Raw genomic sequence first — 23338 nt, forward strand, 5'->3', positions numbered from 1 at the left:
TTGAAGGCGTCCGAGACGTACTTGAGGAAGATGAGCCCCAAGACGACGTCCTTGTACTGCGACGCGTCCATGGAGCCCCGCAACTTGTCGGCGGCCTTCCACAGTGTGTCTTGAAGCTCCTTCGCCGAGGTCGGAACCACGGGTTCGGAGGTGGTGCGGGTGCGCGCCATCATTCGCCTTTCACATCGTCGGATCGGTTCTCGGTCAACGTCACCGCGCCAGGAAGCACGGAGCGCATCACGAGTCGGCGGAGTTCCTCCACCTGAGACTGTCGTTCACGCAGCGTCGCGGCCCAGGCGTCCACCCGCGCCAAGATGCCATCCGCCGCCGCCGGGTCGGCGTCGATGACCGGGAGCGGCCACGACCGCCACGCCGTGTTCCCTGCAGGCAGCGCGTTGATCGCGGCGGCAATCGCGCGCGGGGACAACGGCTGCCCGGGCGCGATGCGCAACACGCGCGCCGGGTAGGCCACGAACGCCCCGCCCCCCGCGTCGACCACCGCGCGCGGCTGACCGGCCGTGGTGAACACCACATCGTCGGGCTCCGTGAGTTCCGCCTGCGGGTATGTCCCGGCCAGCGTCAGAAGGTCGGTGCGAAGCGGAACGGCGGAGGCCACGGCGTCGGACGTCCACAGCGGCGTGGTTCCTGGGGGGGCCGTCCCGATCCGCGCCCCAGAGGCGACACGTACGCGACGCCCGCGGGACGCATCCCCCAGGGTGACAAACCGCGCGGGCATCGAGCCGGGCGCCGCCAGCACCAAACCCGCGAACGGGTCGGCGGCGGGAGCGGCCAACGCGTCGAGAAGCTGCCGCATCCGCGCGGCATCGTCGCCGGCCGAGGGCGGAATCTGCGCGTTCACCGCGACGTCGTGGTCGATCAGCGACCCGCCCGCCGCCAGGAGCTTCGCTGAGGGCACCGGATGCAGCATCGCGAAGGATCGCTCCCGGACGCCGGACGCCACGGCAACCAGATCGTCCAGCAGTCCCTCCCGCCACACCCGGTCACCGAGGCGATGCCCCGCCAGGTCAGCGACCCACGTGCGCTCGGGGGCATCGGGGCGCAGCAGCCACAGCGCCATGTGCTCGCGACCACCGCCCGACGCGAGGCCCTGAGGCAGCCGCACCACCGCCGCCAGGCTCCGGCCAGGCTCGCGCAAGAACGCGTCCCGGCGCGCCTCCAGCGCGGGCGACACGGCGTCCACGAGCACCGACGCCGGACCCGCCACCACCGCTGCGCAGTCGGGACCAAGCTGGACCGCCACCTCGTCCAGCAGGTCGAACGCGGCATCCGCGTCGCCGGGAAGCGCCGCCAGCACGACGCTGCCGCCAGGCAGCGACCAGTCATCCCCCATCGCCACCACGCGAGGACGGATGCCGTGGACGGCGCATCGGCGCCGGGCCTCACGCGAGCGCGCTGCAGCCACCACCACCGGCAGATCATCGGGCACCTCGTCCCCGGACGCGGCCCGCACGATGACGTCGGTAGCGGAGGCTGCCACATCCACCAGTGCGCCACTCTCCGCTCGCATGACCCGCGCCAGCGACGCCATTAGTTCGCTCAATTCTTCCCCCGGCGCGACGCGACCGGTGGACCGAAAGCGTGGGGTGGCGCGCAGGGCCTCGTAGGCTTCCACCGGCGACCAGGCCGCCTCGATCACGGCATCGGCTTGCACTGCGAGGCCGTCGATATCGGCTGCCTGGAGCTCGCCGAAGAGCCACTCGTCATCGGGATCGAGCGCCTCCACCAGGTCAAGAAGGTCCTCGGGATCGCTCTCGGCGAGGGAACGTCCGGTCACGGCGACGGTCGCTACCAAGGTGAGGAGATCCTCCAGCGGCGCCTCCCCGTGGGCCGAGCGCACGCCCGCCAGGGCGACATCCCGGCCCACCTCCGGGTTGTTTCCACGGCCGGTCGCCTCCAAGTAGGCGGTGATCTCCTCAGCCAGGAAACGCCCGTCCGCGGTGGGCTCGGGGAACCCAAGCCCAGCCTTGGGCCGCTTGCGCCACATGGACACCACCGGACGCTGCACCCCCGACAGGCGAGCCACATCGGCCAGCGACAGCGTGTCAGACATGCGCATCTCCTTCCGGCTCCTTGGGCACCCCCGAGACTAGCGGGTGAGGCCTTACCGCAACGCGCGGATGCTTGATAAGGGGGATTATCACCTGCTTGCATTGCTCAGACCACGTCTCGATAGGGATGGTTCAGGGGATGCCAGATCGCCTGGCTTCAGACGACAAGGAGTCGCCATGAGAACGTCCCTCGCTAGCCTCGCCGTGGTTGCCACCCTCAGCCTTGCCGCCTGCACCTCGGTGCCGGCCCAGCCCGTGGACAGTGCGCCCGCCGGATCGAACCAGCCCGCACGGACCAGCTCAACACCGTCCGCCAACACGCCCCAGGAGGGTGTCGCCACCTTCGGGTCGTCCTACACGTGGGAGGACGGACTCTCGCTCACGCTCGGCACCCCCCAGCCCTACACCCCCAGCGAATACGCCTACACGGGCAGCCAGTTCACCGACTTCGTCGTCGTGGACGTGCGGCTCGTCAACAACACCGGCTCCCCCTGGGACCCCGCCCTCACCCACGCCAGCGTGCAGTCGTCGAACCAGGAGGGTGAGCAGATTTTCGACTCCGCGAAACTGCCCGACCAGCCCCGAACGACGCTGCTCGACGGCCGCGAAGCCACCTACAAGATGGCGTTCGCCGTGGCGGACCCGAGCGACCTCGTCCTGGAGTTCACCCCGGACTGGGACCACGCGTCAGTCATCTTCCAGCGCTGAGAAGGTGCGATTCGCCCGAGCCTGCCCGGCCGGCGCCTCCTGTGGATCAGCGAGCGCCCAGGGCCGCCACCAGGGCGTCGACGCCGGTGACGTCGACGCTGGGCAGCCCGAGGCGTCCGGCGACCTGCAGGACGACCGGCTGCCGCAGCCGGGCGCGAGCGACCAGGTCAGCGTTCCCGAGCATGGTGGCGGGGGCGCCGAGATGGAGGCGCCCATCCACGAGGACGGCCACCGCGTCGGCCCAGCCGAGCGCGAAGTCGACCTCGTGGGTGGAGATCACGACGGTGGTGTGGTCGGCCTGGAGTTGGGCCAGGGCGTCCACCATCTCGGTGACGCCTTGGGGGTCGAGCCCGGCGGTCGGTTCGTCCATCAACAGGACGCATGGCTGCATCGCCATCGCGCCCGCCATGGCGACGCGTTTGCGCTGGCCATAGCTCAGTTCGTGGATGGGGCGGTCGGCCAGGTCGGTGATGGAGAGCACCTCCAGGGCGTGCGCGACCCGCTCGCGGACCTGCTCATCGGGCAGACCGAGGTTGATCGGGCCGAACGACACGTCGCGGAACACGTCGGCGGCGAAGAGTTGATCGTCGGGATCCTGGGCGACGAACTGGACGGCCTCGCGGTGCGCCCGCAGCCCCGCCCGGTTGTGGACGAGCTTCGCCCCGTCCACCGCGACCTGGCCCGCGCCCGGTTCGATGGCCCCCGACAGGACGCGCAGCAGCGTCGTCTTGCCCGACCCGTTCGCCCCCAACAGCGCTAGTCGGCGCCCCTTCGGCACCACCAGGTCGACGCCGCGCAGCACCTCCCGGTCGCCGTAGCCGACGATCAGCCCGGACGCCGACAGTTCACGATGGCTCATCGGAGCACCCCCCACATCACGCTTGTTCCGATCAGGACGGCCAACAGCGTCAGGCTGCCGACCAGAAACGGCGTCGAGCGGACGCGTGTCGGCTCCAGCGTCCGCAGCGACTCCTCGTATCCGCGCCCCGCCAGGCCCACGTCCAGGCGGCGGGCCCGTTCCCACACCCGCAGGAACAGCACGCTCATCGCCATGGACGCCGACCGCATCGCGGCCCGCCGGTCCACATACCCCAGCCGGCCCTCTTGGGCGCGTCGAATCTCGCCGACGTTCTCGATGAGGCCGAACGCGAACCGGTAGATCAGCGACGCGATCTCGATCAGCGGGTCCGGGACGCGCAGCTTCCGCAATCCCGTCAGCAGGTCGATCATCGGCGTCGAGCAGGCCAGCGTGAACAACGCCAGCGTCGCGGCCAGGGAGCGCACCGCGAGATCGCGGGCCGTGGCCAGGCCCTCCGGGGTGATCGCGAACGTCGGGCCAAACGACCAGCCGACGCTCACCGCGACGGTCGCCACCCCGATCGCGATGGAGACGACCGGCAGCCACACGACGCGCGCCAGCCTCGCCCAGCCAACACCGATCGGCCCCACGAGCAGGACGACGCTGATGAGCGCCACCGCCGCCCCGCCAGGGAGCGGCGGCAACGCCAACGCGCACCCGAGCAGCCCGAGCGAGAGGATCCCCTTGTCACGCAGGGATCGCTCGCGCCACGGGCTCGCCCAGGCCGCGTGGTCGAGCGCGAGCCCGTGCGCCATCAGGCGCTGGCGTCAGCGCTTCGCGACGGGATACCTTCGGCCGACGCCTCCGCGTCAGACGCGGGGGCCGCGTCCGTCCCGGAGTCGGGGGTCTCGCCGCCACCCTGAGCGCCGCGGTGACGGCGTCCCCACAGGGCGCCGATCGCGAACCCGAGAATCGTGCCGCCGATGCCCGCCTGCAGCGCGAACAGGCCCGATTCGACCTCGCTGGATTCGGGCTGGAAGAACGGCTGGAACCACGGCACGTAGTCCGGGTGCGATTCCTCGATCTGGCTGGTGGCCGCACCGTCGGTGCCGCCGAAGCGCTCATCGGGATTCGTGTGGTTGCCGCCGACGACGAAACTGACGGCGAACACGAGGAACAAAGCGACGATCAGAAGGACGTTGACGAGAGTCTTCTTGGACATCAGGCGGCCACCTTCTCGGGAGAGCGCAGAACGCCGAGGCGCTGCAGTTCGGGCTTGGCGACATCGGTGAGGATCCGGAACACCAGCACGCCGAGGATGCCTTCGGCGATGGCGAGCGGCACCTGGCTGAGCGCGAACACGCCCAGGAACTTCGCAATCGATCCGGGGATTCCCGACACCGGATCGGGGAAGGCGAGCGCGAGCTGGAACGAGGTGACCAGATAGGTGCTCAGGTCAGCCAGAGCCATGGCGAGGAACACCCCGACATCCCGCGACCAGCCGAGCTTGGCGTTGAGCTTCCAGATCCAGTACCCCACCCAGGGGCCGGCGATGCCCATGCTGAACACGTTCGCGCCGAGCGTGGTGAGGCCGCCGTGGGCGAGCAGCAGCGCCTGGAACAGCAGCACCACCGTCGCCATGAACGCCATGATCGGTGGTCTGAACAAGATGGCGCCCAGACCGGTGCCGGTCGGGTGCGACGAGCTGCCCGTGACGGACGGGAGCTTGATCGAGCTCAGAACGAAGGTGAAGGCGCCCGCCGCAGCGAGCAGCAGGCGGGACTCGGGGTGTTCACGAGACTCTTTGATGACGGCGCGAGCGCCGTGGACGACGAACGGCGTGGAGACGACGAACCATGCAACGGCATGTCCGACGGGCAAAAAACCCTCTGCGATATGCATCGAGTTCCCTTTCTGGTGACGTGGCCACAGGAACCGCGTCCGTGTGCGTATCTGACTTCCCGCAAGGGGTTACAGTGGCCCGACCGTCCCGGATTCTCACCGGATTCCGCGTCACGGATGCGTCGCCATCCTTGCACTGCCTTGTGGGGGCGTCCACTTCGTCTCGCCCGACCACACCTGCCCCGCTGCCTGGGGAGGTGAGGCACAATCGTGGCCGTTGACCACCGAGAGAGAGGCCGACCGATGGCCCCCGCCGATCCGCGCACCGCGCACCCGGTCGCTCCCGGCACGGCCGGGCACGCGTTGCCGCGGCTCGTGATCGCCGCCGCGGCGTCCTCGGCCGGCAAGACGACGGTGACCACCGGACTGCTTGCCGCGCTGACCTCCCGCGGTGTCCGCGCAGCCGGTTTCAAAGTGGGCCCGGATTTCATCGACCCGGGGTATCACGCGCTCGCCACGGGACGTCCCGGCCGCAACCTCGATCCGGTGATGGTGGGGCAGGAGCGGATCGCCCCGCTGTTCCTTCACGGCTGCCGGGTACCTGCCCCGGCCGACATCGCGATCGTCGAGGGCGTCATGGGCCTGTTCGACGGGCGCCTGCGCACCGGCGGTCAGGGGTCCACCGCCCACATCGCGAAACTCATCACGGCGCCGGTCATTCTGGTGGTGGATGGGGCGGGCTCGTCACGCACCGCCGCCGCCGCGGCGCTCGGCCTGGCGGCGTTCGATCCGAACGTGCAGGTGGCTGGCGTCATCGTGAACCGGGTCGCCTCGCCGGCGCACGGGGCCGAGCTCTCCCAGGTGTTCGCCGATGCCGGGATGCCCGTCCTCGGCGTCCTGCCCCGGGATCCTCAGATCGCGGCGCCGTCCCGCCACCTGGGACTGGTGCCCGCGTCCGAGCGCCTCGAATCGGCCCACACCATCGCCGCGCTGGCCCGGCATGTGGGCGCCCACGTGGATCTGGACGCCGTGCAGGCGCTGGCCCGCGGCGCCGCCCCGCTGGCGGTCGAGCCGTGGGATCCCGCCGACGAGGTGACGCCCGTCGCGGGTCGCCCGCGGATCGCCGTGTTCGGCGGGCGAGCGTTCACGTTCCGCTATGCCGAGACGACCGAGCTGCTTGAGGCGGCCGGATGCGAGGTGGTGGAGGTCGACCCGCTCACCGACGTCCGCTTGCCCGCCGGGGTGGCCGGGCTGTACATCGGTGGCGGCTTCCCCGAGGTGCACGCCGCGGACCTGAGCGGCAACGCGGGATTGCGCCGGGCCGTCGCCGACGCGGTCGCCGCCGGGGTGCCCACGGTCGCCGAGTGCGCCGGGCAGTTGTACCTCGGGCAGCACCTCGACGGGCATCCCATGGTGGGCGCGCTCGCCGCGTCCGCGCGGATGACACCCCGGCTGACGCTGGGCTACCGGCACGCCCAGGCCCCCGCGGCCACCCTCGTGTCCGAACCCTCCGCCCCGGACGACTCCCCCGGAGTATGGGGGCACGAGTTCCACCGGACCCAGACCCTTCCCGCGGCCGGGTCGGACCCGGCCTGGGTGTGGAACAACAGCCCGGCGGGGTTCTCACTCGACCCGGCGGGGCTGGGCGAACCGACGCTGCACAGCTCGTACCTGCACCTCCACTGGGCCGGGACGCCGCAAGCGGCGCAGCGTTTCGCCGACGCGGCCTCCCGCCACGCGGCAAGGAATCAGACCCCGACAGCAGGCCCCCGGCCCCGGCCTGCCGAACCCGACCACGACCACGACGACGACAACGACGACCACGAGCCTCCCGCGACCCGCGACCTCGGCGGCATCGACCTGCACCACCACGGTGATCGTGACGTCGCCGACGGGCTGATCGACCTGGCCGTGAACGTGCAGACGCCGGGCCCGCGCCCGTGGCTGGCGCGGATCATCGACGCCACCACCGCCACCTTGGGCGCCTACCCGAGCACCGACGACGCCGTCGCGGCGATCGCGGACGCGCACGGCGTCGACCCGTCGATGGTGCTGCCCACCGCTGGCGGCGCCGAGGCGTTCGCGCTGGTCGCGCGGGCGTTGCCGCTGGCTCATCCGCTGGTCGTGCATCCCCAATTCACCGAGCCGGAGGCCGCGCTGCGGGCCGCCGGGCGAGCCGTGCAGCGCTGGCTGCTCCCCGTGTCCCCCGGCGCGGACACCCCGTCGCTGGGCGAACTGCCCGGCTGGGCGGACGCCGCGTTCGTCGGCAATCCCACCAACCCGACCGGCTGGCTGCACCGCCGAGCCGACCTGCTCGCGGCCGGTCAGGGGCGCATCCTCGTCGTCGACGAGGCGTTCATGGACGCCGCGCAGGAAGCCGAGTCCCTCATCGCGCCCGCCATGCCAGGACGCCTGGTGCTGCGGTCGCTGTCGAAGACCTGGGGGCTCGCCGGGCTGCGCGTCGGCTACGTGGTGGGCGACCCCGACCTCGTCGCCGCCCTCGCGGCCGCCCAGCCGCCCTGGCCGGTGTCGGCCCCGGCCTTGGCCGCCATGGTGGCGGTGCTGGATGCCGACTCCCGCGCGCAGGCATCCACCCGGTATGCCCAGGTCGACGCCGACCGTGCTCATCTGGTTGCCGCGCTGGAGGCGTCCGGCTTCGGGGTGGTGCCCAGTTCGGCGCCCTTCGTGCTGATCGACACCTCCCGGCTGGGGCCGGGTTCGGCCAGGGCCCCGCTCGCCGCCCGCGGGTTCGCCGTCCGTCGCGGGGAGAGCTTCCCCGGTCTGGGCCCGACCTGGATCCGGGTCCGGGTGCCGGACCCAGCCACCGCCGACGCCTTCGTCGCCACCCTGGCGTCTCTGGCGCAGGCCTCCCTCACCGCCCGCGGACAGGGGAACGCATGAGTGATCTCGGGGCGCCCAGCGCCCACCTCGCGCTCGCCGACAAGGCCGATGCTGTCTGCCACATGGGGGCGCTGATGCTGAGCGCCGGCACCGGGTCCTACCGGGTGAAGGCCGCCATGGGACGCGTCGCGGTGGCGCTGGGCGTGGATCGGCTCGACGCTCAGGTGAGCCTCAACGAGATCATCGTCACCACTCGCGCCGGCGACGAGACCGTCACCCAGGTCGTCGAGGTGCCGGTACCGACGGTGAACGCTGCCCGCATCGCCGCCCTGTTGCGCGTGTCGCTGCGTGCCCGCCCTGGCCTGCGCACCCAGGACCTGCAGCGGCAACTCGACCGGATCGAACTGCGCCGGGCGCCGTACCCCCACGCGGCGATCGTCGCCGGCGCCGCGCTGGCGAGCCTGGCGTTCGCGTTCCTCAACAACGGCCACCTGCAGGAGTGCCTCGCCGCAGGGCTGGGGGCGGCCTGCGGCAAGTACGTCCAGTTGCTGCTGCGGCGGGCCCGGCTGAACCATCTGGCAATCGTCACGGTGGCCGCCTTCGTGGCAGCGGCCGTCTTCGTCCTGACCGGGTGGGCGATGCACGCGGCCCTGCCCGGCACGTCGCAGGCCGTCCACGCTGCCGCCTTCACCTCCGCGATCCTCTTCCTGGTGCCCGGCTTTCCGCTGCTGACCGCCGCCTTGGACCTGACCCGGTTCGACTTCACCGCCGGGACGGCGCGCCTGTGGTACGCCGGGCTGATCATCTTCGCCGCCGGGATCGGCGCCTGGCTGGTGGCGTGGGGGTTCGGGCTCACGCCCGCCCCGCTCGCCCCGCTCGACGTCTCGCCGCCCGCCCTGCTGGCGTTGCGTCTCCTGGCCGGCTTCGCGGGCGTGTTCGGGTTCGCCGTCACGTTCAACACGCCGTGGCGGATCGCCTTGATGACGTCGGCGATCGGCATGCTGGCCAACACCGGACGCCTGCTGATCGTCGACGAAGGCGGGCATCCGCTGGTCGCCGCGACCGCGGCAACACTGGCCGTCGGCCTCATGGCGGGATGGACGAGCCAGCGGTTCGCCGCACCGCGGATCATCATGTCCGTGCCCGCCGTGCTCATCATGATTCCCGGGGCCGCCGCCTTCCGGGCGCTCGTCGGCCTGGTGAACGGCGATGTGCTCGAAGCCCTCACCAACGCCACTTCCGTCCTGAGCATGGTCGTCGCACTGGCCGCGGGGCTCGCCCTGGCGCGCATGCTCACCGATCCGGCGTGGACGCGGCCTGCGCCCACGTGGACGAAGATGCCGCTCACCCGCGCCCAGCGTCGCCTGCGCTCCTACGCCAGCACCACCGGGACGCGGGCCCAGCCACCCACGGGATAGACCTCGCGGACCGGCGGCTCGTCCGCGGCGGCGATCCACGTCGTCCCGGCCACCAGGGCGCGCAGCGCCACGCGCAGTTCGATGGTGGCCAGGGCCCGTCCCGGGCAGGCGTGGCGGCCCACCCCGTAGACCAGGTTGGCGGGCCCGTAGGAGGCGGGGTGGAAGCCGTCCGGATCGTCGAAGGCCTCCTCGTCCCGGTTGGCCGACGTCCAGTGCAGCGTGACGCGTGCCCCCTCCGGGATGTCGACGCCGCCGACCGTCACCGGGCAGGTCGCCACGCGTCGGTTGGACACGAAGGGGTCGTCGCGGCGCAACAGTTCGTCGATGACCGCGTCCCACTCCTCATCGCTCACGCCCGCGCGGAGGCGGCGTTGGAGGGCGTCGTCGGCGACCAGGCCCCGCACCAGCACCCCCACGCACAGGGCGATGGATCCCAGATCCCCACCCGTCCAGTTGCGCAAGACCGAGACGATCTCCTCGTCGCTGAACGGGCGCCCCCTCACCTGGGTGCGCATCAGCCGGGCGGTCACATCGTCGCCGACGACGGCAGCGAACTCATCGCGTCGGGCCGCCAGCAGCGGCGTGATCAACGCGTCGAAGCGGGCGGCGACACCCGCCAGTTCCGTCCGCTCACCCCGGCGGCTCGCTTCGTGGTTGGCGCTCACCCAGGCCACCAGCGGCTCCTCCAGCGTGGCCGGCCATCCCAACCAGGCGCTCTGGGCCCGGACCGCGAACACGGTGCCGATCTCCGTCACCGCATCCACCGGGGCCGCCCCCGCGGGCAGCGCCTCCACGAGCGCTCGCGCCACCTCACCCAGTTCGGGAACGAGCGGTGCGAGCGCCTGCTCCGACAGGAACGGATCCAGCGCGGCGCGGACGTCGCGGTGCGCGTCGCCATCGAGACCGTTGGGGATCTGCAGGTGGGCTGACACCGCGCTCGAGAAGGTCACGTCGTCCAGAGCTGCGGCGCGCACGTCGGCGTGCCGCAGCACGACATAGTCCCCGTGGTCGCCGCGCACCACGGGATGGTCAGGACGCAAGCGGTCCGTGCACGCGCGAGGATCCTCCCCGGCGAACGAGACGTCTTCCGCCAGACGATCTGCCATCACGCACCCTTCGTCGATCGGACGCCCCACCAGTGGGCGAGATCGACACTACCAAGATTCTTACAAACAATTCGTAAGAATTGGCGAGGGCTTTCCTTGCGCGCAACCGATCAGCCCTGGCGGCGCTGGCGCAGCTTCTCCAGTTCGCGGCGCTCCGCCGCGGTGAGGCTGTGCAGACCCTCGTTGCTGATCTTCTCCAGCAGTTGGTCGATGCGTTCGGCGTCCGAGGCACGGCGCTCGGCGGCGCGGCGTTCCTTGCGCGCCGGACGCGGCGCACTCGGCGCCTTGGGGCGAGGCAGGAAGTTGAGCTCCGACAGCAGGCCGAATCGACGCGCCATCAACGCGGTGAACACCAAGGCGCCCAGCAACGTGAGGAGATCGGCGAGCCGGCCCGAGGCGGCCATCAGCAGGACCTGCAGGCCCAGCAGGACGGCGCCGACCACCCAGGCCCGGATCCCGAAGAAGAACGGACGCTGCGGGTATTCGGCGATCCACAACAGCAGCACCAGGAACTGGATGAGCCCCAGCCCATACATCTGGCCGGTGCCGCTCACCAGGTGCACCACCAGCGAGATCGCCGTCAGCGACGCCCACATCCCGATGTAGAGGGCCGCCATGGAGCGGCGACCCACCTGGGCTTCGAGGTCGCGGCCGAAGTACCACAGCAGCACCAGCGACAGCAGCGTCCACAGGGAGAGGGCGTCCACGAAGGGCCAGGTGACGATGCGCCAGACCTGACCCGACAGCACCAGTCGAGGATCCAGGTAGAGCGCGTTCGCCACGCCGGCCGCCAGCGTGGCGACGACGGTTCCGAGCGTGCCAAGAGCGACCAGCAGAACCGTCGAGGTCACATCGAAGCGGCCGATCCGGAACCAGGCCTCACCGGAATTGTCCCGGGACACGTTGAACGATGACACCCCTTAAGAGTGCCAGATGGGCCCAGCCTCAGGCCTGTGCGCCGGGGGCTGCCGCCGGACGCGGGGGGCGCGCCGCCAGCACGAACAGCGACAAGGCGCCCAGCACCACCAGCACACCGAGCACGATGTGGACCATCGTCACGTGCATCTCGCCGAGGGCGTACTGCACCAGGGACAACACGAACACCCCGGCGGCATGGCCGATGCCGCCCTTGACGCCGGAGACCTGGCCGAACCGGAACGCGGCGAGGGCGCTCAGCAGGGCGGTCACCACGAACAGCATGGCCAGCCCCGCGTGCGCGGAACGGACGGCCGGCTCGCTCGTCAAGAGCGAGCCGAGGATGCCGAGCACCAGCGCCACGACGGCGCTCACGCCCGAGACGGCACGGTAGAGGCGATGCCAGGTCAGGGTTCGGTTGTTCTCAGCCACACCGCCACCCTAGCTGCGCGCTCAGAGGTTCAGGTATTCGGCGATCTCGTCGCCGCGGACGGTCCACAAGGCGTCCACGAGCGCCGTCCGGAAGGACGCCGGGCCGCGGGACTGCTCCTCGGCCTGCTCCGACGCCAACGCCAGCCAGGCCGCCCCCGCCAACGCCGCCTCGAGGCGTCCCGTGACGACGGCGCACGCCCCCATCAGGCCCGACACCGCGGTGCGGACGCCCGGGATCTGGGCCAGCATCGCCGAACCGAGGGGCACCTTCACCTCACGCCCGCCGAACGTCACCCGCTCGGCGGAGTCGCCCCACACGATCGCGGCGTCGAGCTCGGGGGCACCGAAGCCGCTGATCTCGTCAGGGTTCACGCGGACGATCGCGGGCCGGTTCGCCAGGAGCGCGTCCACCCGCTCGGTGTGCAGCGGCAGGTCGCCGAGCCGGGTCAGGTCCAGCACCCAGGGAGTCCCGTCGGAGGCCAGCCGGGCCGTGGTCGCGACGATCGCGTCGTTCCACTCGGCGGTGAGCGCGGCCAGGTCGAGGACGACCGCCTGCGCGCCGCGGGCCGCATCGAGGGCGTCGGGCGACGTGCCGGTCACCAAGGGGCGCGCTCCGGCACCGTGCAGGGCGTCGGCGACGAAGGGAGTGGCGGCGCGAGGAGCCACACATTGGACCCGAGGCCCTTCCTCACGCACAGCTTCGGCGGCGAACCCGATGGTCAGGGCGAGGCTGGAATGGGACATCGAAACTCCTCTTACAGATTGCGGCGGCTCGCTAGCAAGTATGACCGAGTTCTCCGCGGGACCGGCGAGCGACCCTCGGCGGGTGTGGGGATTCCCCGCACGGTCGCTCCAGCACGAAGTGCCAGGCGTCACAATGACGTCATGGAGCCGACGACGCCCCCCGCACCGCCCGCGGATGCCTTCGCGTCCTTCCGTGTCCCCGCCACCGACCGCCGCGAACGCGTCAATCGGGGCAAGGCGTTGCGGGAGGCGACCCCCCACGCCGCATTGGGGCGGTGGCAGCCCCGCCACAACCGCCCGCGGACCATCGACCTCATCGAGGCAGCCCAGTACGGCCGGCTGCCGTGGCTGCACGGCGTCCGCAACGCCCGCATGGCGGCGTCCCCGTTCGGGATGCTGCGCGGTTCCGCCGCGATGATGGCGTGGGACGTGGCCAACCTGCCCGCGACCGGCGTCCAGACGGTGACGTGCGGCGACGCCCACATCGGCAACATCGGCTTCTACCGATCGCCCGAGGGCAACCAGGTCATCGACCTGAACGACTTCGACGAGGCCCACACCGGCTGCTGGGAGTGGGACCTGCGCCGGCTCACCGCCTCGATCTGGGTGCTGGGCCGGGTCAACGGGGCCAGCGAGCAGGACTGCGCCGACGCCGTCGCCCACTGCGTCGTCGCCTACCGCGACGAGGTCAGCTTCTTGTCCAAGCAGCCGCTGCTGTGGCGGGCGTTCGACCGGCTCGACGTGGAGGGACTGCACTCGAGCGTCACCGAGGAGGGACTGCGCGAGGAGATCGAACGCGCCGCCGCCGCCGCCCGGCGCCGCACCTCGGATCGCAAGCTGCCCAAACTGACCGGCGGGGCCACCACCGCCGCGCACATCCTCGAAGACCCGCCGCTGGTGACCCACCCCGACGCCGCCGAGTACGAGGCGCTCGCAGACGGGCTGGACGCCTACCTGGCCACCCTGACACCGCAGTGGCGGCGCATCGTGGGCGGGTACACGCTGGTCGACATCGCTCACAAGGTCGTCGGCGTCGGGTCGGTCGGCCTGCGGGCCTGGGTGGCGCTGCTGTGCGGCTCCCGCGAGGACGACGTCCTGTTTTTGCAGCTCAAGCAGGCGCAACGATCCGTGCTGGCGCCCTTCGTCCACGGCGAACACGCCTGGCACGAGCATCAGGGGCAGCGGGTCGTGGAGTACCAGCAGGTGCTGCAGACCGTCTCGGACCCGCTTCTGGGCTGGACGACGGTCGGGCCGCATCAGTACTACGTGCGCCAGTACCGCAACATGAAGGGCGGCATCCCCCTCGACAACATGTCCCCCTCGGCCCTGGTCGACTACTCCGGCGTCACCGGGCATCTGCTGGCCAAGGGCCACGCCCGCACCTCGGGGGCGTCGATCATCTCCGGCTACCTCGGCAAGCGGGAATCCGCCGTGGATGCCTTCGTCGCCTGGGCGCGCAGCTACGCCGACCAGACCGAAGCCGACCACGCCGACCTGGTGGCTGCCATCGCGTCCGGACGCCTCCCCGCAGAACCCGGCGTCTGACGCGTCGGGAGCCGACTCTGCGCGGCGCCGTAGGCTGAACCCATCGATCAGGCTCGGAAGGACGACATGCGCGAGATCGCGACGGGGATCACCCAGGACACCACGCTGTGCATCTCCTTGTCGGGCAGGCCCGGTAGCACCGGCACCCGGTTCCACAACTACCTGTACGACGCGCTGGGCCTGGACTTCGTCTACAAGTCGTTCACCACGTCCGACATCGCCGAGGCCATCGCGGGCGTCCGTGGGCTGCGGATCCGCGGCTGCGCCGTCTCGATGCCGTGGAAGCACGACGTCATCGCGCTGGTCGACGAACTGGACGCGTCCGCCGCCGCCATCGACGCCGTGAACACCATCGTCAACACCGATGGCCACCTGGTGGCCTACAACACCGACTACCAGGCCGTTGCCCACCTGCTCACCGACCGCGGCGTCCCGAAGCAGGGCACCGTCGCCGTGCTGGGCTCAGGCGGCATGGCGAAGGCGACCGTTGCCGCGCTGCGCGACCTGCACTACCGCGACGTCGTCGTGGTGGCCCGCAACGAGCACACCGGGCGCGAACTCGCGTCCAAGTACGGGGCCGGCTGGCGTCCCGAGTTGGGCGACCTGCGTCCGGCGACCGTCGTGAACTGCACCCCGGTCGGCATGGCGGGCGGTCCGGAGGCCGCGGAGTTGCCGGTGAGCGGGTCGGTGCTGGAGGACGCCTGGGTGGTGTTCGACATGGTGCCGATGCCCGCCGAGACCCCCCTCGTGGTGGAGGCGCGGCGACGCGGCCTCACCGTCATCACGGGCGCCGAGGTCATGAGCCTGCAGGCCCTGGAACAGTTCGTGCTCTATACGGGCGTCCGACCCGATCCGGAACTCGTCGCGGCCGCCACGACGTTCTCGCGCGCCTGACGCGACGAGCCGGGCACCGGCCAGCAGGCGCCGCCGAGGCCGGCGGACGGCCTGTGCGGCTCAGGGGGCGAGGCGATCCCGAGCCCAGTCCGCGCCCCGCATGCGGAAGCGAAGCCGGTCGTGGAGCCGGGAGTTGCGCCCCTGCCAGAACTCCCAGGTGTCGGGCAGCAACCGGTAGCCGCCCCAGTGCGGTGGACGCTGCGGGTCCTCGCCCTGGTCGCGGACGGCGGCCGCCTCGGCGTCCTCCAGGGCGGCCCGGTCGGCGATGACGCTCGACTGCTGCGAGGCCCAGGCCCCGATCCGGCTGCCCAGGGGACGCACCCGGAAGTAGGCGTCCGACTCCTCGGCCGGGACCTTCACGACCTTGCCCTCGACCCGGACCTGCCGCTCCAACGGAGCCCAGAAGAACAGCAGCGTCGCCTGCGGATTGTCAGCCAGGTCGGCGCCCTTGCGGGAGTCGTAGTTGGTGAACCACACCAGCCCGCTCCCGTCGAACTCCTTCAGCAAGACGACGCGCGCCGAGGGCCGTCCGCGACGGTCGGCGGTCGCGAGCGTCATGGCGTTGGGTTCCAGGCCCGGCAGGGCGCGGGCGTCCTCGAACCACTGCGCAAACAGCGCGCTCGGGTCGTTCCCAGCGTCAGCCTCGTCGAGTTTCCCCTTGTCGTAGGACTGTCGCAGCCCGGAGATGTCCATGAAGCCAGCCTAGGACACCACGGCCGATTGCGGGGCGGCCCGCAGCGAAGCGGCCAACCGTTGCCCCGGGCCGCTCCCGGTCAGCGTGTGGAGATGCCCCCGACCATGCCGCTGATGAACTTCTTCTGCAGGGCGAAGTAGAGCAGCGCGATAGGCAAGGCAACGAGCACGCCCGCGGCCGACAGCAGCGAGTAGTCGGTGGTGTTCTGCCCCTGGAAGAAGGCCAGCCCCAACGGGGCCGTGCGCCGCGCGTCGGAGACGATCATCACCAGCGGCAGCAGGAACTCGTTCCAGGTCCACATGAAGACCAGGAGCGCCATCGTCATGATGGGAGCCACCGTGGAGGGGACGAGCACCCGCCACAGCACCTGGGAGTCGCGTGCCCCATCCAGGCGAGCGGCCTCGATCACTTCGTTGGGGAACGTGCGGAACTGATTGCGCATCCAAAAGATCGAGAAGGCCAGGGATTGCGTGGTCTGCGGGAGGATGAGCGCCCAGTAGGTGTCGGTGAGGTTGACCCCCCGCAAGTTGAAGTACAGCGGGATGATGAACGCCTCGGCCGGGAGCATCAGCCCGAGCAGCAAAAGGTAGAACAGGACGCTGGAGCCGACGAACCGGAGCCGGGCGAAGGCAAAGCCCGCGGTCACCGAGAGCAGGATCGTCAGCGCCACGACGCTCAGGGCCACGATCACGCTGGAGAGCATGTACACGCTGAAGTTGCCGCGCGCCCACGCGTCGGCGTAGTTGCTGAACACGAGCCTGCTGGGCAGGGCGAACCCGCCGAAGTTCTCGGCCGAGGGGGTGAGCGAGGAGAGCACGACGCCCAGGAGCGGGACCAGCGCGAACAATGCGAACAAGGCCAAGACGACCTGGTTCACGATCTTTTCCTTGCGGCTGAGCTTCATGCTTCGTCCTTGGGTTCGAGGCGGCCGATCAGGACGGTCGCAGCGACGATGACGACGGTGAGCACCAGCGCGACGGCCGCCGCGAGACCCACCTGACCGGTGTTGAAGGCCCGGTTGTACGCCTCATAGGCGGGCACGGCGGTGCTGGTGCCGGGGCCACCCCGGGTGGTGATGTAGACGATGTCGAACGTCTTCAGCGCCGAGACCACGGTGAGGGTGAGTCCGACGGAGATCTGTCCCCGCAGCGAGGACAGGGTGATCGCGAAGAACTCGCGGATGCGTCCGGCGCCGTCGATCCGGGCGGCCTCGAAGAGTTCGGGCGGGATGTTGCCCACCCCGGAGAGGAACAGGACGAGGCACAGCCCGATGTTGAGCCAGGTGCCGACGAGGCCGATCGCGATCAGCGCCGTGTCGTACTCCCCGAGCCAGACGCGGGCCAGGCTCCCCAGCCCCACCGCGCGCAGGACCTGGTTGACCAGGCCCGTCTGGGAGTAGATCGACACCCAGATCGTGCCGACGACCACTGACGCGATCACCTGGGGCAGGAACAGCACGGTCCGGTAGAAGGACATCGACCGCATCCGGTGGGCACGCGAGATCAGGGCCGTCAGGAGGAGGGCTCCCACGACGGGAAGCACGGCGTAGAACAGCATCAGGACGCCCGCATGGACGAAGGACAACCGCAGTCCTTCGTCCTGGAACACGGTGACGAAGTTGTCGAAGCCGACGAACGTCGCCGCCCCCAGCCCGTTCCAGTCGAAGAACGAGTACTGCACGGTCTGCGACAACGGGATGCCGAGGAACAGCACGAACACGAGGAACGCGGGGGCCACGTACAGGTAGGCGGCGGGCTGCCATCGCCGACGGTGGCGCAGCGGTGGGGCCGTGGTGGCCAGGGGGGCGGGGGTGGGGAGGTTCGCTCCCCACCGTCCGCTCCTGGATTCGTTCACGGAGTTACTCACGTTGAGGGATCCTTCAACGCTTCGCCAGGAACGCCGCTTGGTCGGCCTGGAGCTTCTCGACGAAGCCCTGCGGTGTGATCTGCCCGGCGATCAGGTCCTGCGCACCCGCGGTCAGCGTGTCGTAGAACGTGGTGGTGGCGTAGTCGAGGTAGGGAACCACGCCGTTGGCCGCCTGGACCGCGCGGTACTGCGTGGCGATGTCCGCGGCGAGCGTGCCCGCCTCGGGCTGGTAGCTGGCCGGCAGCACCGTGGGGAGCGCACCGGTGCTCATCAGTTGCTCGGCCGATCCCGCGTTCGTCACGAAGTCGATGTAGGCCGCGGCGACGTCAGCGTTCTTGGTCTTGGATCCGATGGACCAGGCCAGACCCTGACCGCCGGTCGTGGTCGGCTTGCCGTCCACCGCCGAGTTCAGCACCGTGAAGCCGGCCGCGCTCGTGCCCATGGCCGTCTCGAGCTTGGCCTGCTGCCACGTCCCGTTGATGAGGAACAAGGACTCGCCCCGGCCGAACGCGGACGTGGCGTCGTCTCGGGAGACGCCGTTGGCGCCCGGCGTGAGGTAGCCGTCTTGGGCCCATTGGGCGATCTTCGTCGCCGCCTCCAGGGTGGGGGCGTCCGTCCAGGCGCCGCCCTGGCCGCTGACCAGCTTGGTCACGCCCTCGGCGCCCAGCAGGGAAGCCTGGGTGACGCCCATGATGTGGATGCCGGGGCTCTTCTCCAGGTTGCCGAAGGACAGCGGGAGGATGCCCGCGGACTTGGCCTTCGCCATCGCGGCTTCGAGCTGATCCAGCGTGGTGGGCGTTTCCAGGCCGAGCTGGTTCAGCAGGGCGCGGTTGTAGTAGACGCCGACGAGCTCACCCGTCTGCGAGACGCCGAACAGGTTGTCGCCCTGCCAGGACTTGCCGTCCGCACTGAAGCTGTTCTGCTTCAGCAGCCCCTTGGGGAAGTAGCTGCTCCAGCCGTAGAGCTGGTCGTAGTCGTTCAGCGGACGCAGGAGCCCCGCCTCCACGAAGGCTCCCATGTCGGGGTAGCCCTGGTTGACCTGCGCGACGTCGGGCGGCGTGTTGCTGGTGAGGGCCAGGCGCAGGGTCTTCTTCAGGTCGGCGAAGGACTGGGCCGTCCGCTCGATCGTGACGTTGGGGTACTTCGCCTCGAACTGCTTGTTGAGCGCCTCCTGGGCTTCGGCGATGCCCGCGTCGACGTTCTGATCCCAGACCGTCAGCGTGACCTTGCCCGCCGCCGCGACGTCCTTCGATACGGGGCCGGCGGAGGACGTGGTCGTCCCCGCTCCCGAGCCCGGGGCGCACGCGGTGAGCGTGAGCGCCACGGCGGCCACGACGGCCGCCAGGCCTGCTGCTTTCTTCATGATTTCCTCTCGGATGTGACGGGTGCTGCATGAGTGGAGCCGTGCACGCCTTCGGACTGCTGCCTGGCCCACTGCCGGACGACGTCCCAGCCGCGTGCGGGCTGGAGCTCTTCGAACAAGTCATGGAGGTCGGTGGGGGTGGGCGCGCTGCGGGCCCCGCCGGGGGCACGCACGGAGCATGCGGCGGCGGCCGCGGCGAGCCGCAATCCCGCCTCGAGCTCCCAGCCCCAGGCGGTCGTGGCCATGAACACCGCGCCGAAGGTGTCCCCGGCGCCGGTGGGATCCACCGCCGTCACCGGGAGCGACGGCACCTGCACCGTCGTACCGGCCCGCGTCGCCAGGGCGCCGTCCTTGCCGAGGGTGACGACCGCGGTCTCGACGTAGCCGCTCAGGGCGGCGAGGGCCTCCTCGGGGGTGGACGTCCGGGTGTAGGCGCACGCTTCGGCGTCGTTGAACACCACGGCATCCACGTCGCGGATCCGTGTCAGGACCTCGGGGGACCAGGCGCCGGTCGCGTCCCACCCCACTCCGCCGAAGACCGCCGTCCCCTGCTGGCGCAGAGAGCTCAGCCAGGGCGGGAGCGGCTTCTCCACGCTGAGGTGGAGCGTCGCGGGGGCAGCGGCACCGTCCCATTCCGGGGGCATCGCTGGCTCTTCGTACGTCACGAAGGCACGGTCGGGTCCGTCGGTGATGGCGACCGTGATGGGGTTGTGCGAGCCGGGCCGGTGCCGCAGGTGGGTCAGGTCGAGGTGCGGCTCTTGCGCCAACTGGGCTAGGACGAGCGTCCCGATGGGGTCGTCGCCCACGTCGGCGGACAGCGCCGCGCTGGCGCCGATGCGCGCCGCCGCGACGGCCCGGTTGGCAGCGCCTCCGGGCGAGAGGGTGAACGACTCGGCGTAGACCTCGCTCCCGGGCTGCGGTGGTCGTGCGCCTGCGAAGACGAGGTCGCTGTAAATCTGGCCCACGATGTGGACATCAGCACACACAAGGTTTCCTTCGGTGGTGAGGTTTGATCGACTTTGATGCTAACCGCGCAATGTTTCCTGCATGTTACCCACATGAGGCACCCGTATGACAGGAGTTGAGGAACTTTGGGTGAACAACACCACCATAGACTGCCAAAGTCAATCAGCATTGCGCTAGAGTGGTGGCATGCTCACAGCTCAACGACGTGCGCTCATCCTCGAGTCGCTTGCCTCCGGCGGACGAACGGTCGTCCAGCTCGCCGGTGAGCTTCTCGTCAGCGAGTCGACCATCCGGCGCGATCTGGACGCCCTCGCGCTCGACGGAAAGCTCGAGCGGAAGTACGGGGGTGCGATCCTCACCAGCGGCAGCCGGGCCACCATCACCGACTCCGGCCGGGAGGAGGGGTCCCTCGCGCAGGAACGCGACCGGGACTACGACCTCCGCATCCGCGTGGCCGAGGCCGCGGCCTCACTGGTCGAGGACGGCGACATCATCGTCCTCGACATCGGCCTGACCACCCCGCTGGTGGCGCGCGCCCTCCACGGCCGCCGCATCACCATCATCACCGCCAACCTCGAAGTGCTCGACGAGGTCCGGGCCGACGACGCCATCGACGTCGTCCTGCTCGGCGGCGCGCTGCGCCGTAACTATCAGACCCTGGTCGGCTCACTCACCGAACAAGCGGTGGCGCACCTCAACGCGGACATCATGTTCCTGAGCTGCACCGGCGTCCGGGACGAGCACGTCCTGGACAACATGGCCGTCGAAGCCCCCATCAAGCAGGCCCTCATCGGCGCCTCGGCGCGCACCGTGCTGCTCGCCCACGAACGCAAGTTCCCGGGCACCGGCGCGATGCGCATCTGCACCCTCGAGGACGTCGACACCCTGATCACCACCGAAGGCAACACCTCGGAAGAACTACTGCGCCGCCGGGAAAGCGGCAGGAAGGTCATCGTGGCATGAAGCTCACAATCCTGGGAGGCGGCGGCTTCCGCACCCCCTACGTCTGGCAGGCCCTCATCCGCGACTCCGGGTCGCCACGGGTCACCGAAGTGGCGCTGTACGACATCGACGGCTCGCGTCTGCAGACGATGACGCACATCCTCAAGCGGCTCGCCGTCGACTTCCCCGACGCCCCCACCCTCACCACCTACACCGCGCTGGAACCCGCCCTGGAAGGTGCGGACTTCGTCTTCGCCGCCATGCGCGTCGGGGGCCTGGAAGGCCGCTGCTGCGACGAGCGCGTGGCCCTCAACCGCAACGTCCTCGGCCAGGAGACCACCGGCCCCGGCGGGCTGGCGTACGCGTTCCGCACGATCCCGACCATGCTGGATGTCGCCCACGCCATGCAGCGCGTCGCCCCGCGGGCCTACCTGCTGAACTTCACCAACCCCGCGGGCATCATCACCGAGGCGCTCCAGGGCGTCCTGGGCGACCGCGCCCTGGGCATCTGCGACACGCCCTCGGGCTTGGGACGCCGCGTCGCCGGCCTGCTGGGCCACGACCACACGCGCGTCGAGATGGACTACGTCGGCCTCAACCACCTCGGCTGGATGCGCCGCGTCCTCGTCGACGGCGTCGACGTGCTGCCGAACCTGCTCGCCGATGAGGCCAAGCTCGGCTCGATGGAGGAGGGTCTCGTCTTCGGGACCCAGTGGATCCGCGAGCTCGGCGTCATCCCCAACGAGTACCTCTTCTACTACTACTTCAACCGGGACGCCGTCCGCCGGATCCTCGAATCCCCGCAGACGCGAGGCGAGTTCCTGCTGCAGACGCAGACGAAGTTCTACGCCGATGCCGCGGCCGCCGGTGACAAGGCCGTGGACGTCTGGTCCGAGGCGGTCGACGAGCGCGGCGCCAGCTACATGGCCGAGGCGAAGGGCGGCGTCCAGGGCCACCCGGCGACGCACCGCGAGAACGAGACCGACCCGTCCCACCTCGGCTATGCGGGGGTGGCGCTGGGCGTCATGGCGGCGATCAGTCGCAACGAGAAGCGCACCATGATCCTCAACGTGCGCAACCGGGGCACGATCGTCGGGCTTCCCGAGGACGCGGTCGTCGAAGTTCCCACGCTGGTGGACGCGAACGGCGTCCGGCCGTTGTCGCTGAGCACCCAGCCCGACCTGCACCAGCTCGGCCTGATGCAGCAGGTCAAGGCGGTCGAGCGGCACACCATCGCCGCGGCCACCACCGGCTCGCAGCAGGAGGCGCTGCTGGCGTTGGCGCTGCACCCGCTCGTGGACTCCGTCACCGTCGCCCGCGACCTGCTGCAGGGCTACATGACCGCCATCCCCGAGGTCGCCGACGTGCTCGGAAGCAAGCACTGACGTGAGCCTCACCATCGAACTCGCCCTGAGTGAGCGCGCCGCCGGGCGGAGCATCGCGCTCCGCCTCGCGGAGGTGATCGCCGCCAAGCCGGCGGCGGTCATCGGCGTCGCCACCGGCTCCTCCCCCGAGCCGATCTACGCGGCCTTGGCCGACCTCGTCCGCGACGGCCTCGACGCCTCCCAGGTCACCTGGTTCGCCCTGGACGAGTACCTGGGGCTCCCGGCGGCGCATCCGCAGAGCTACCGGTCCGTCCTGGAGCGGGCCCTGATCCGGCCGCTGGGCCTCGATCCGGCCTCCCTGCACGTCCCGGCGGGGCATCCCGCTACGGCGGACGCCGACGCCGAGGCCTACGAGCGGCTCATCGGCGAGGCCCAGGTCGACGTCCAGATCCTGGGGATCGGGCACAACGGGCACATCGGTTTCAACGAGCCGGGAACGCCTTTTGCCTCCACCACCCACCGGGCGGTGCTGACCTCCACCACTCGGAAGGCCAACGCCCGCTACTTCGACTCCCTCGATCTCGTGCCGCGCGAATGCCTGACCCAGGGCATCGCCACGATCATGCGCGCGGGCACCCTTGAGCTGATCGCCAGCGGCGCGGAGAAGGCCCCGGCCGTGGCGCGCGCCCTGCGAGGCCCCGTGAGTGAGGACTGCCCGGCCAGCGTCGTGAATCTGCACGGCTCGGTGCGGGTCACGGTGGACGCCGACGCGGCGAGTCTGCTGTCCAGCATCGCGTCCTGACAGCCCTGCGTCTGTGCAAAACCTCGTTCGCGGGCTCCCGGCAACTGTCCGGGACGGGTGAGATACT

Annotated in this window: 23 protein-coding genes; 8 read left to right on the top strand and 15 right to left on the bottom strand. The window is 70.5% G+C overall.

Translation table 11 applies throughout. From position 1 onward, the window contains the following. A partial coding sequence (locus tag V7E09_RS01970) for a type I restriction-modification system subunit M N-terminal domain-containing protein (RefSeq protein ID WP_324522957.1) occupies positions 1–173 on the bottom strand: 173 nt, incomplete at its 3' end. Continuing rightward, positions 170–2071 (bottom strand): hypothetical protein, encoded by a 1902-nt coding sequence (locus V7E09_RS01975; RefSeq protein WP_324510961.1) that lies wholly within the window; start codon positions 2069–2071, stop codon positions 170–172. The genes V7E09_RS01970 and V7E09_RS01975, both read right to left, overlap by 4 nt. A 175-nt stretch (positions 2072–2246) precedes the next feature. On the opposite strand from V7E09_RS01975, the gene V7E09_RS01980 reads away from it, so the two are divergent. Next, the gene (locus V7E09_RS01980; RefSeq protein ID WP_324510962.1) at positions 2247–2777 is read left to right on the top strand and encodes a hypothetical protein; all 531 of its coding nucleotides are present in this window, start codon (positions 2247–2249) and stop codon (positions 2775–2777) included. A 46-nt stretch (positions 2778–2823) separates the two neighbouring features. Here the strand turns inward: V7E09_RS01980 and V7E09_RS01985 are convergent, their stop codons facing one another. The 4 genes from V7E09_RS01985 to V7E09_RS02000 are packed head-to-tail and all read right to left on the bottom strand — an operon-like array spanning position 2824 to position 5478. Then, positions 2824–3636, bottom strand: a complete 813-nt coding sequence (locus V7E09_RS01985; RefSeq protein ID WP_324510963.1) for an energy-coupling factor ABC transporter ATP-binding protein — start codon at positions 3634–3636, stop codon at positions 2824–2826. After that, a complete protein-coding gene (gene cbiQ / locus V7E09_RS01990) occupies positions 3633–4391 on the bottom strand; it encodes a cobalt ECF transporter T component CbiQ (protein ID WP_324510964.1) in 759 nt (252 codons plus the stop codon). Before cbiQ ends, V7E09_RS01985 begins: the two co-directional genes overlap by 4 nt. Further along, on the bottom strand, positions 4391–4798 hold the full coding sequence (locus V7E09_RS01995) for an energy-coupling factor ABC transporter substrate-binding protein (RefSeq protein WP_324510965.1): 408 nt from the start codon (positions 4796–4798) through the stop codon (positions 4391–4393). Before V7E09_RS01995 ends, cbiQ begins: the two co-directional genes overlap by 1 nt. Continuing rightward, positions 4798–5478 carry an energy-coupling factor ABC transporter permease gene (locus V7E09_RS02000; RefSeq protein WP_324510966.1) on the bottom strand — a complete coding sequence of 227 codons (681 nt, stop codon included), beginning with the start codon at positions 5476–5478 and terminating at the stop codon, positions 4798–4800. Before V7E09_RS02000 ends, V7E09_RS01995 begins: the two co-directional genes overlap by 1 nt. Before the next feature lie 243 nt (positions 5479–5721). On the opposite strand from V7E09_RS02000, the gene V7E09_RS02005 reads away from it, so the two are divergent. Continuing rightward, positions 5722–8319 carry a cobyrinate a,c-diamide synthase gene (locus tag V7E09_RS02005; protein WP_324510967.1) on the top strand — a complete coding sequence of 866 codons (2598 nt, stop codon included), beginning with the start codon at positions 5722–5724 and terminating at the stop codon, positions 8317–8319. Continuing rightward, complete coding sequence (locus tag V7E09_RS02010; protein ID WP_324510968.1) at positions 8316–9677, top strand: threonine/serine ThrE exporter family protein; 1362 nt, start codon at positions 8316–8318, stop codon at positions 9675–9677. Before V7E09_RS02005 ends, V7E09_RS02010 begins: the two co-directional genes overlap by 4 nt. Here the strand turns inward: V7E09_RS02010 and V7E09_RS02015 are convergent. The 4 genes from V7E09_RS02015 to V7E09_RS02030 all read right to left on the bottom strand — a co-directional run bounded on the left by V7E09_RS02015 (position 9632) and on the right by V7E09_RS02030 (position 12874). Beyond that, positions 9632–10783, bottom strand: coding sequence for a cytochrome P450 (locus V7E09_RS02015; protein WP_324510969.1), 1152 nt, complete (start codon positions 10781–10783; stop codon positions 9632–9634). The two genes, V7E09_RS02010 and V7E09_RS02015, sit on opposite strands and share 46 nt — an antisense overlap. Positions 10784–10893: 110 nt before the next feature. Further along, positions 10894–11700: a rhomboid family intramembrane serine protease gene (locus tag V7E09_RS02020; RefSeq protein ID WP_324510970.1), complete on the bottom strand. Its 807-nt coding sequence runs from the start codon at positions 11698–11700 to the stop codon at positions 10894–10896. Positions 11701–11728: 28 nt separating this feature from the next. After that, a complete protein-coding gene (locus V7E09_RS02025; RefSeq protein ID WP_324510971.1) occupies positions 11729–12130 on the bottom strand; it encodes a hypothetical protein in 402 nt (133 codons plus the stop codon). Positions 12131–12151: 21 nt separating this feature from the next. Further along, entirely contained in the window at positions 12152–12874 is a 723-nt protein-coding gene (locus V7E09_RS02030; RefSeq protein WP_324510972.1) for a hydroxyethylthiazole kinase, read from the bottom strand. Between the two features lie 141 nt (positions 12875–13015). Between V7E09_RS02030 and V7E09_RS02035 the strand changes: the two genes are divergently transcribed. Both V7E09_RS02035 and V7E09_RS02040 read left to right on the top strand, forming a co-directional pair. Beyond that, positions 13016–14419 (top strand): DUF2252 domain-containing protein, encoded by a 1404-nt coding sequence (locus tag V7E09_RS02035; RefSeq protein WP_324510973.1) that lies wholly within the window; start codon positions 13016–13018, stop codon positions 14417–14419. A 66-nt stretch (positions 14420–14485) separates the two neighbouring features. Next, on the top strand, positions 14486–15313 hold the full coding sequence (locus V7E09_RS02040) for a shikimate 5-dehydrogenase (protein ID WP_324510974.1): 828 nt from the start codon (positions 14486–14488) through the stop codon (positions 15311–15313). Between the two features lie 60 nt (positions 15314–15373). Here the strand turns inward: V7E09_RS02040 and pdxH are convergent, their stop codons facing one another. From pdxH to V7E09_RS02065, 5 genes are all read right to left on the bottom strand, one after another. Then, complete coding sequence (gene pdxH, locus V7E09_RS02045) at positions 15374–16006, bottom strand: pyridoxamine 5'-phosphate oxidase (protein ID WP_324510975.1); 633 nt, start codon at positions 16004–16006, stop codon at positions 15374–15376. Positions 16007–16086: 80 nt separating this feature from the next. Continuing rightward, positions 16087–16911 carry a carbohydrate ABC transporter permease gene (locus V7E09_RS02050; RefSeq protein ID WP_324510976.1) on the bottom strand — a complete coding sequence of 275 codons (825 nt, stop codon included), beginning with the start codon at positions 16909–16911 and terminating at the stop codon, positions 16087–16089. Further along, positions 16908–17873 (bottom strand): carbohydrate ABC transporter permease, encoded by a 966-nt coding sequence (locus tag V7E09_RS02055; RefSeq protein WP_324510977.1) that lies wholly within the window; start codon positions 17871–17873, stop codon positions 16908–16910. Before V7E09_RS02055 ends, V7E09_RS02050 begins: the two co-directional genes overlap by 4 nt. A gap of 13 nt (positions 17874–17886) precedes the next feature. Continuing rightward, the gene (locus tag V7E09_RS02060; protein ID WP_324510978.1) at positions 17887–19236 is read right to left on the bottom strand and encodes an extracellular solute-binding protein; all 1350 of its coding nucleotides are present in this window, start codon (positions 19234–19236) and stop codon (positions 17887–17889) included. Further along, complete coding sequence (locus V7E09_RS02065; RefSeq protein ID WP_324510979.1) at positions 19233–20222, bottom strand: carbohydrate kinase family protein; 990 nt, start codon at positions 20220–20222, stop codon at positions 19233–19235. Before V7E09_RS02065 ends, V7E09_RS02060 begins: the two co-directional genes overlap by 4 nt. Positions 20223–20388: 166 nt before the next feature. On the opposite strand from V7E09_RS02065, the gene V7E09_RS02070 reads away from it, so the two are divergent. The 3 genes from V7E09_RS02070 to V7E09_RS02080 are packed head-to-tail and all read left to right on the top strand — an operon-like array spanning position 20389 to position 23271. Beyond that, the gene (locus V7E09_RS02070; protein WP_324510980.1) at positions 20389–21165 is read left to right on the top strand and encodes a DeoR/GlpR family DNA-binding transcription regulator; all 777 of its coding nucleotides are present in this window, start codon (positions 20389–20391) and stop codon (positions 21163–21165) included. Next, the gene (locus V7E09_RS02075) at positions 21162–22529 is read left to right on the top strand and encodes a 6-phospho-beta-glucosidase (protein WP_324510981.1); all 1368 of its coding nucleotides are present in this window, start codon (positions 21162–21164) and stop codon (positions 22527–22529) included. Before V7E09_RS02070 ends, V7E09_RS02075 begins: the two co-directional genes overlap by 4 nt. A gap of 1 nt (position 22530) precedes the next feature. Next, complete coding sequence (locus V7E09_RS02080) at positions 22531–23271, top strand: glucosamine-6-phosphate deaminase (protein ID WP_324522953.1); 741 nt, start codon at positions 22531–22533, stop codon at positions 23269–23271. The last annotated feature ends 67 nt before the right edge of the window (positions 23272–23338 follow it).

Source organism: Propioniciclava sp., from assembly GCF_036744435.1.
In the GTDB taxonomy this organism is placed as follows: domain Bacteria; phylum Actinomycetota; class Actinomycetes; order Propionibacteriales; family Propionibacteriaceae; genus Propioniciclava.

Bases quoted from the DNA above. Each gene is read 5' to 3' on its own strand.
- V7E09_RS02060 (WP_324510978.1), bottom strand. From the start codon at position 19,236: ATGAAGAAAGCAGCAGGCCTGGCGGCCGTCGTGGCCGCCGTGGCGCTC.
- V7E09_RS01995 (WP_324510965.1), bottom strand. From the start codon at position 4,798: ATGTCCAAGAAGACTCTCGTCAACGTCCTTCTGATCGTCGCTTTGTTC.
- cbiQ (WP_324510964.1), bottom strand. From the start codon at position 4,391: ATGGCGCACGGGCTCGCGCTCGACCACGCGGCCTGGGCGAGCCCGTGG.
- V7E09_RS01980 (WP_324510962.1), top strand. From the start codon at position 2,247: ATGAGAACGTCCCTCGCTAGCCTCGCCGTGGTTGCCACCCTCAGCCTT.
- V7E09_RS02005 (WP_324510967.1), top strand. From the start codon at position 5,722: ATGGCCCCCGCCGATCCGCGCACCGCGCACCCGGTCGCTCCCGGCACG.
- V7E09_RS02040 (WP_324510974.1), top strand. From the start codon at position 14,486: ATGCGCGAGATCGCGACGGGGATCACCCAGGACACCACGCTGTGCATC.
- V7E09_RS01975 (WP_324510961.1), bottom strand. From the start codon at position 2,071: ATGTCTGACACGCTGTCGCTGGCCGATGTGGCTCGCCTGTCGGGGGTG.
- V7E09_RS02035 (WP_324510973.1), top strand. From the start codon at position 13,016: ATGGAGCCGACGACGCCCCCCGCACCGCCCGCGGATGCCTTCGCGTCC.
- V7E09_RS02075 (WP_324510981.1), top strand. From the start codon at position 21,162: ATGAAGCTCACAATCCTGGGAGGCGGCGGCTTCCGCACCCCCTACGTC.
- V7E09_RS01985 (WP_324510963.1), bottom strand. From the start codon at position 3,636: ATGAGCCATCGTGAACTGTCGGCGTCCGGGCTGATCGTCGGCTACGGC.
- V7E09_RS02000 (WP_324510966.1), bottom strand. From the start codon at position 5,478: ATGCATATCGCAGAGGGTTTTTTGCCCGTCGGACATGCCGTTGCATGG.
- V7E09_RS02010 (WP_324510968.1), top strand. From the start codon at position 8,316: ATGAGTGATCTCGGGGCGCCCAGCGCCCACCTCGCGCTCGCCGACAAG.
- V7E09_RS02030 (WP_324510972.1), bottom strand. From the start codon at position 12,874: ATGTCCCATTCCAGCCTCGCCCTGACCATCGGGTTCGCCGCCGAAGCT.
- V7E09_RS02070 (WP_324510980.1), top strand. From the start codon at position 20,389: ATGCTCACAGCTCAACGACGTGCGCTCATCCTCGAGTCGCTTGCCTCC.
- pdxH (WP_324510975.1), bottom strand. From the start codon at position 16,006: ATGGACATCTCCGGGCTGCGACAGTCCTACGACAAGGGGAAACTCGAC.
- V7E09_RS02015 (WP_324510969.1), bottom strand. From the start codon at position 10,783: ATGGCAGATCGTCTGGCGGAAGACGTCTCGTTCGCCGGGGAGGATCCT.
- V7E09_RS02050 (WP_324510976.1), bottom strand. From the start codon at position 16,911: ATGAAGCTCAGCCGCAAGGAAAAGATCGTGAACCAGGTCGTCTTGGCC.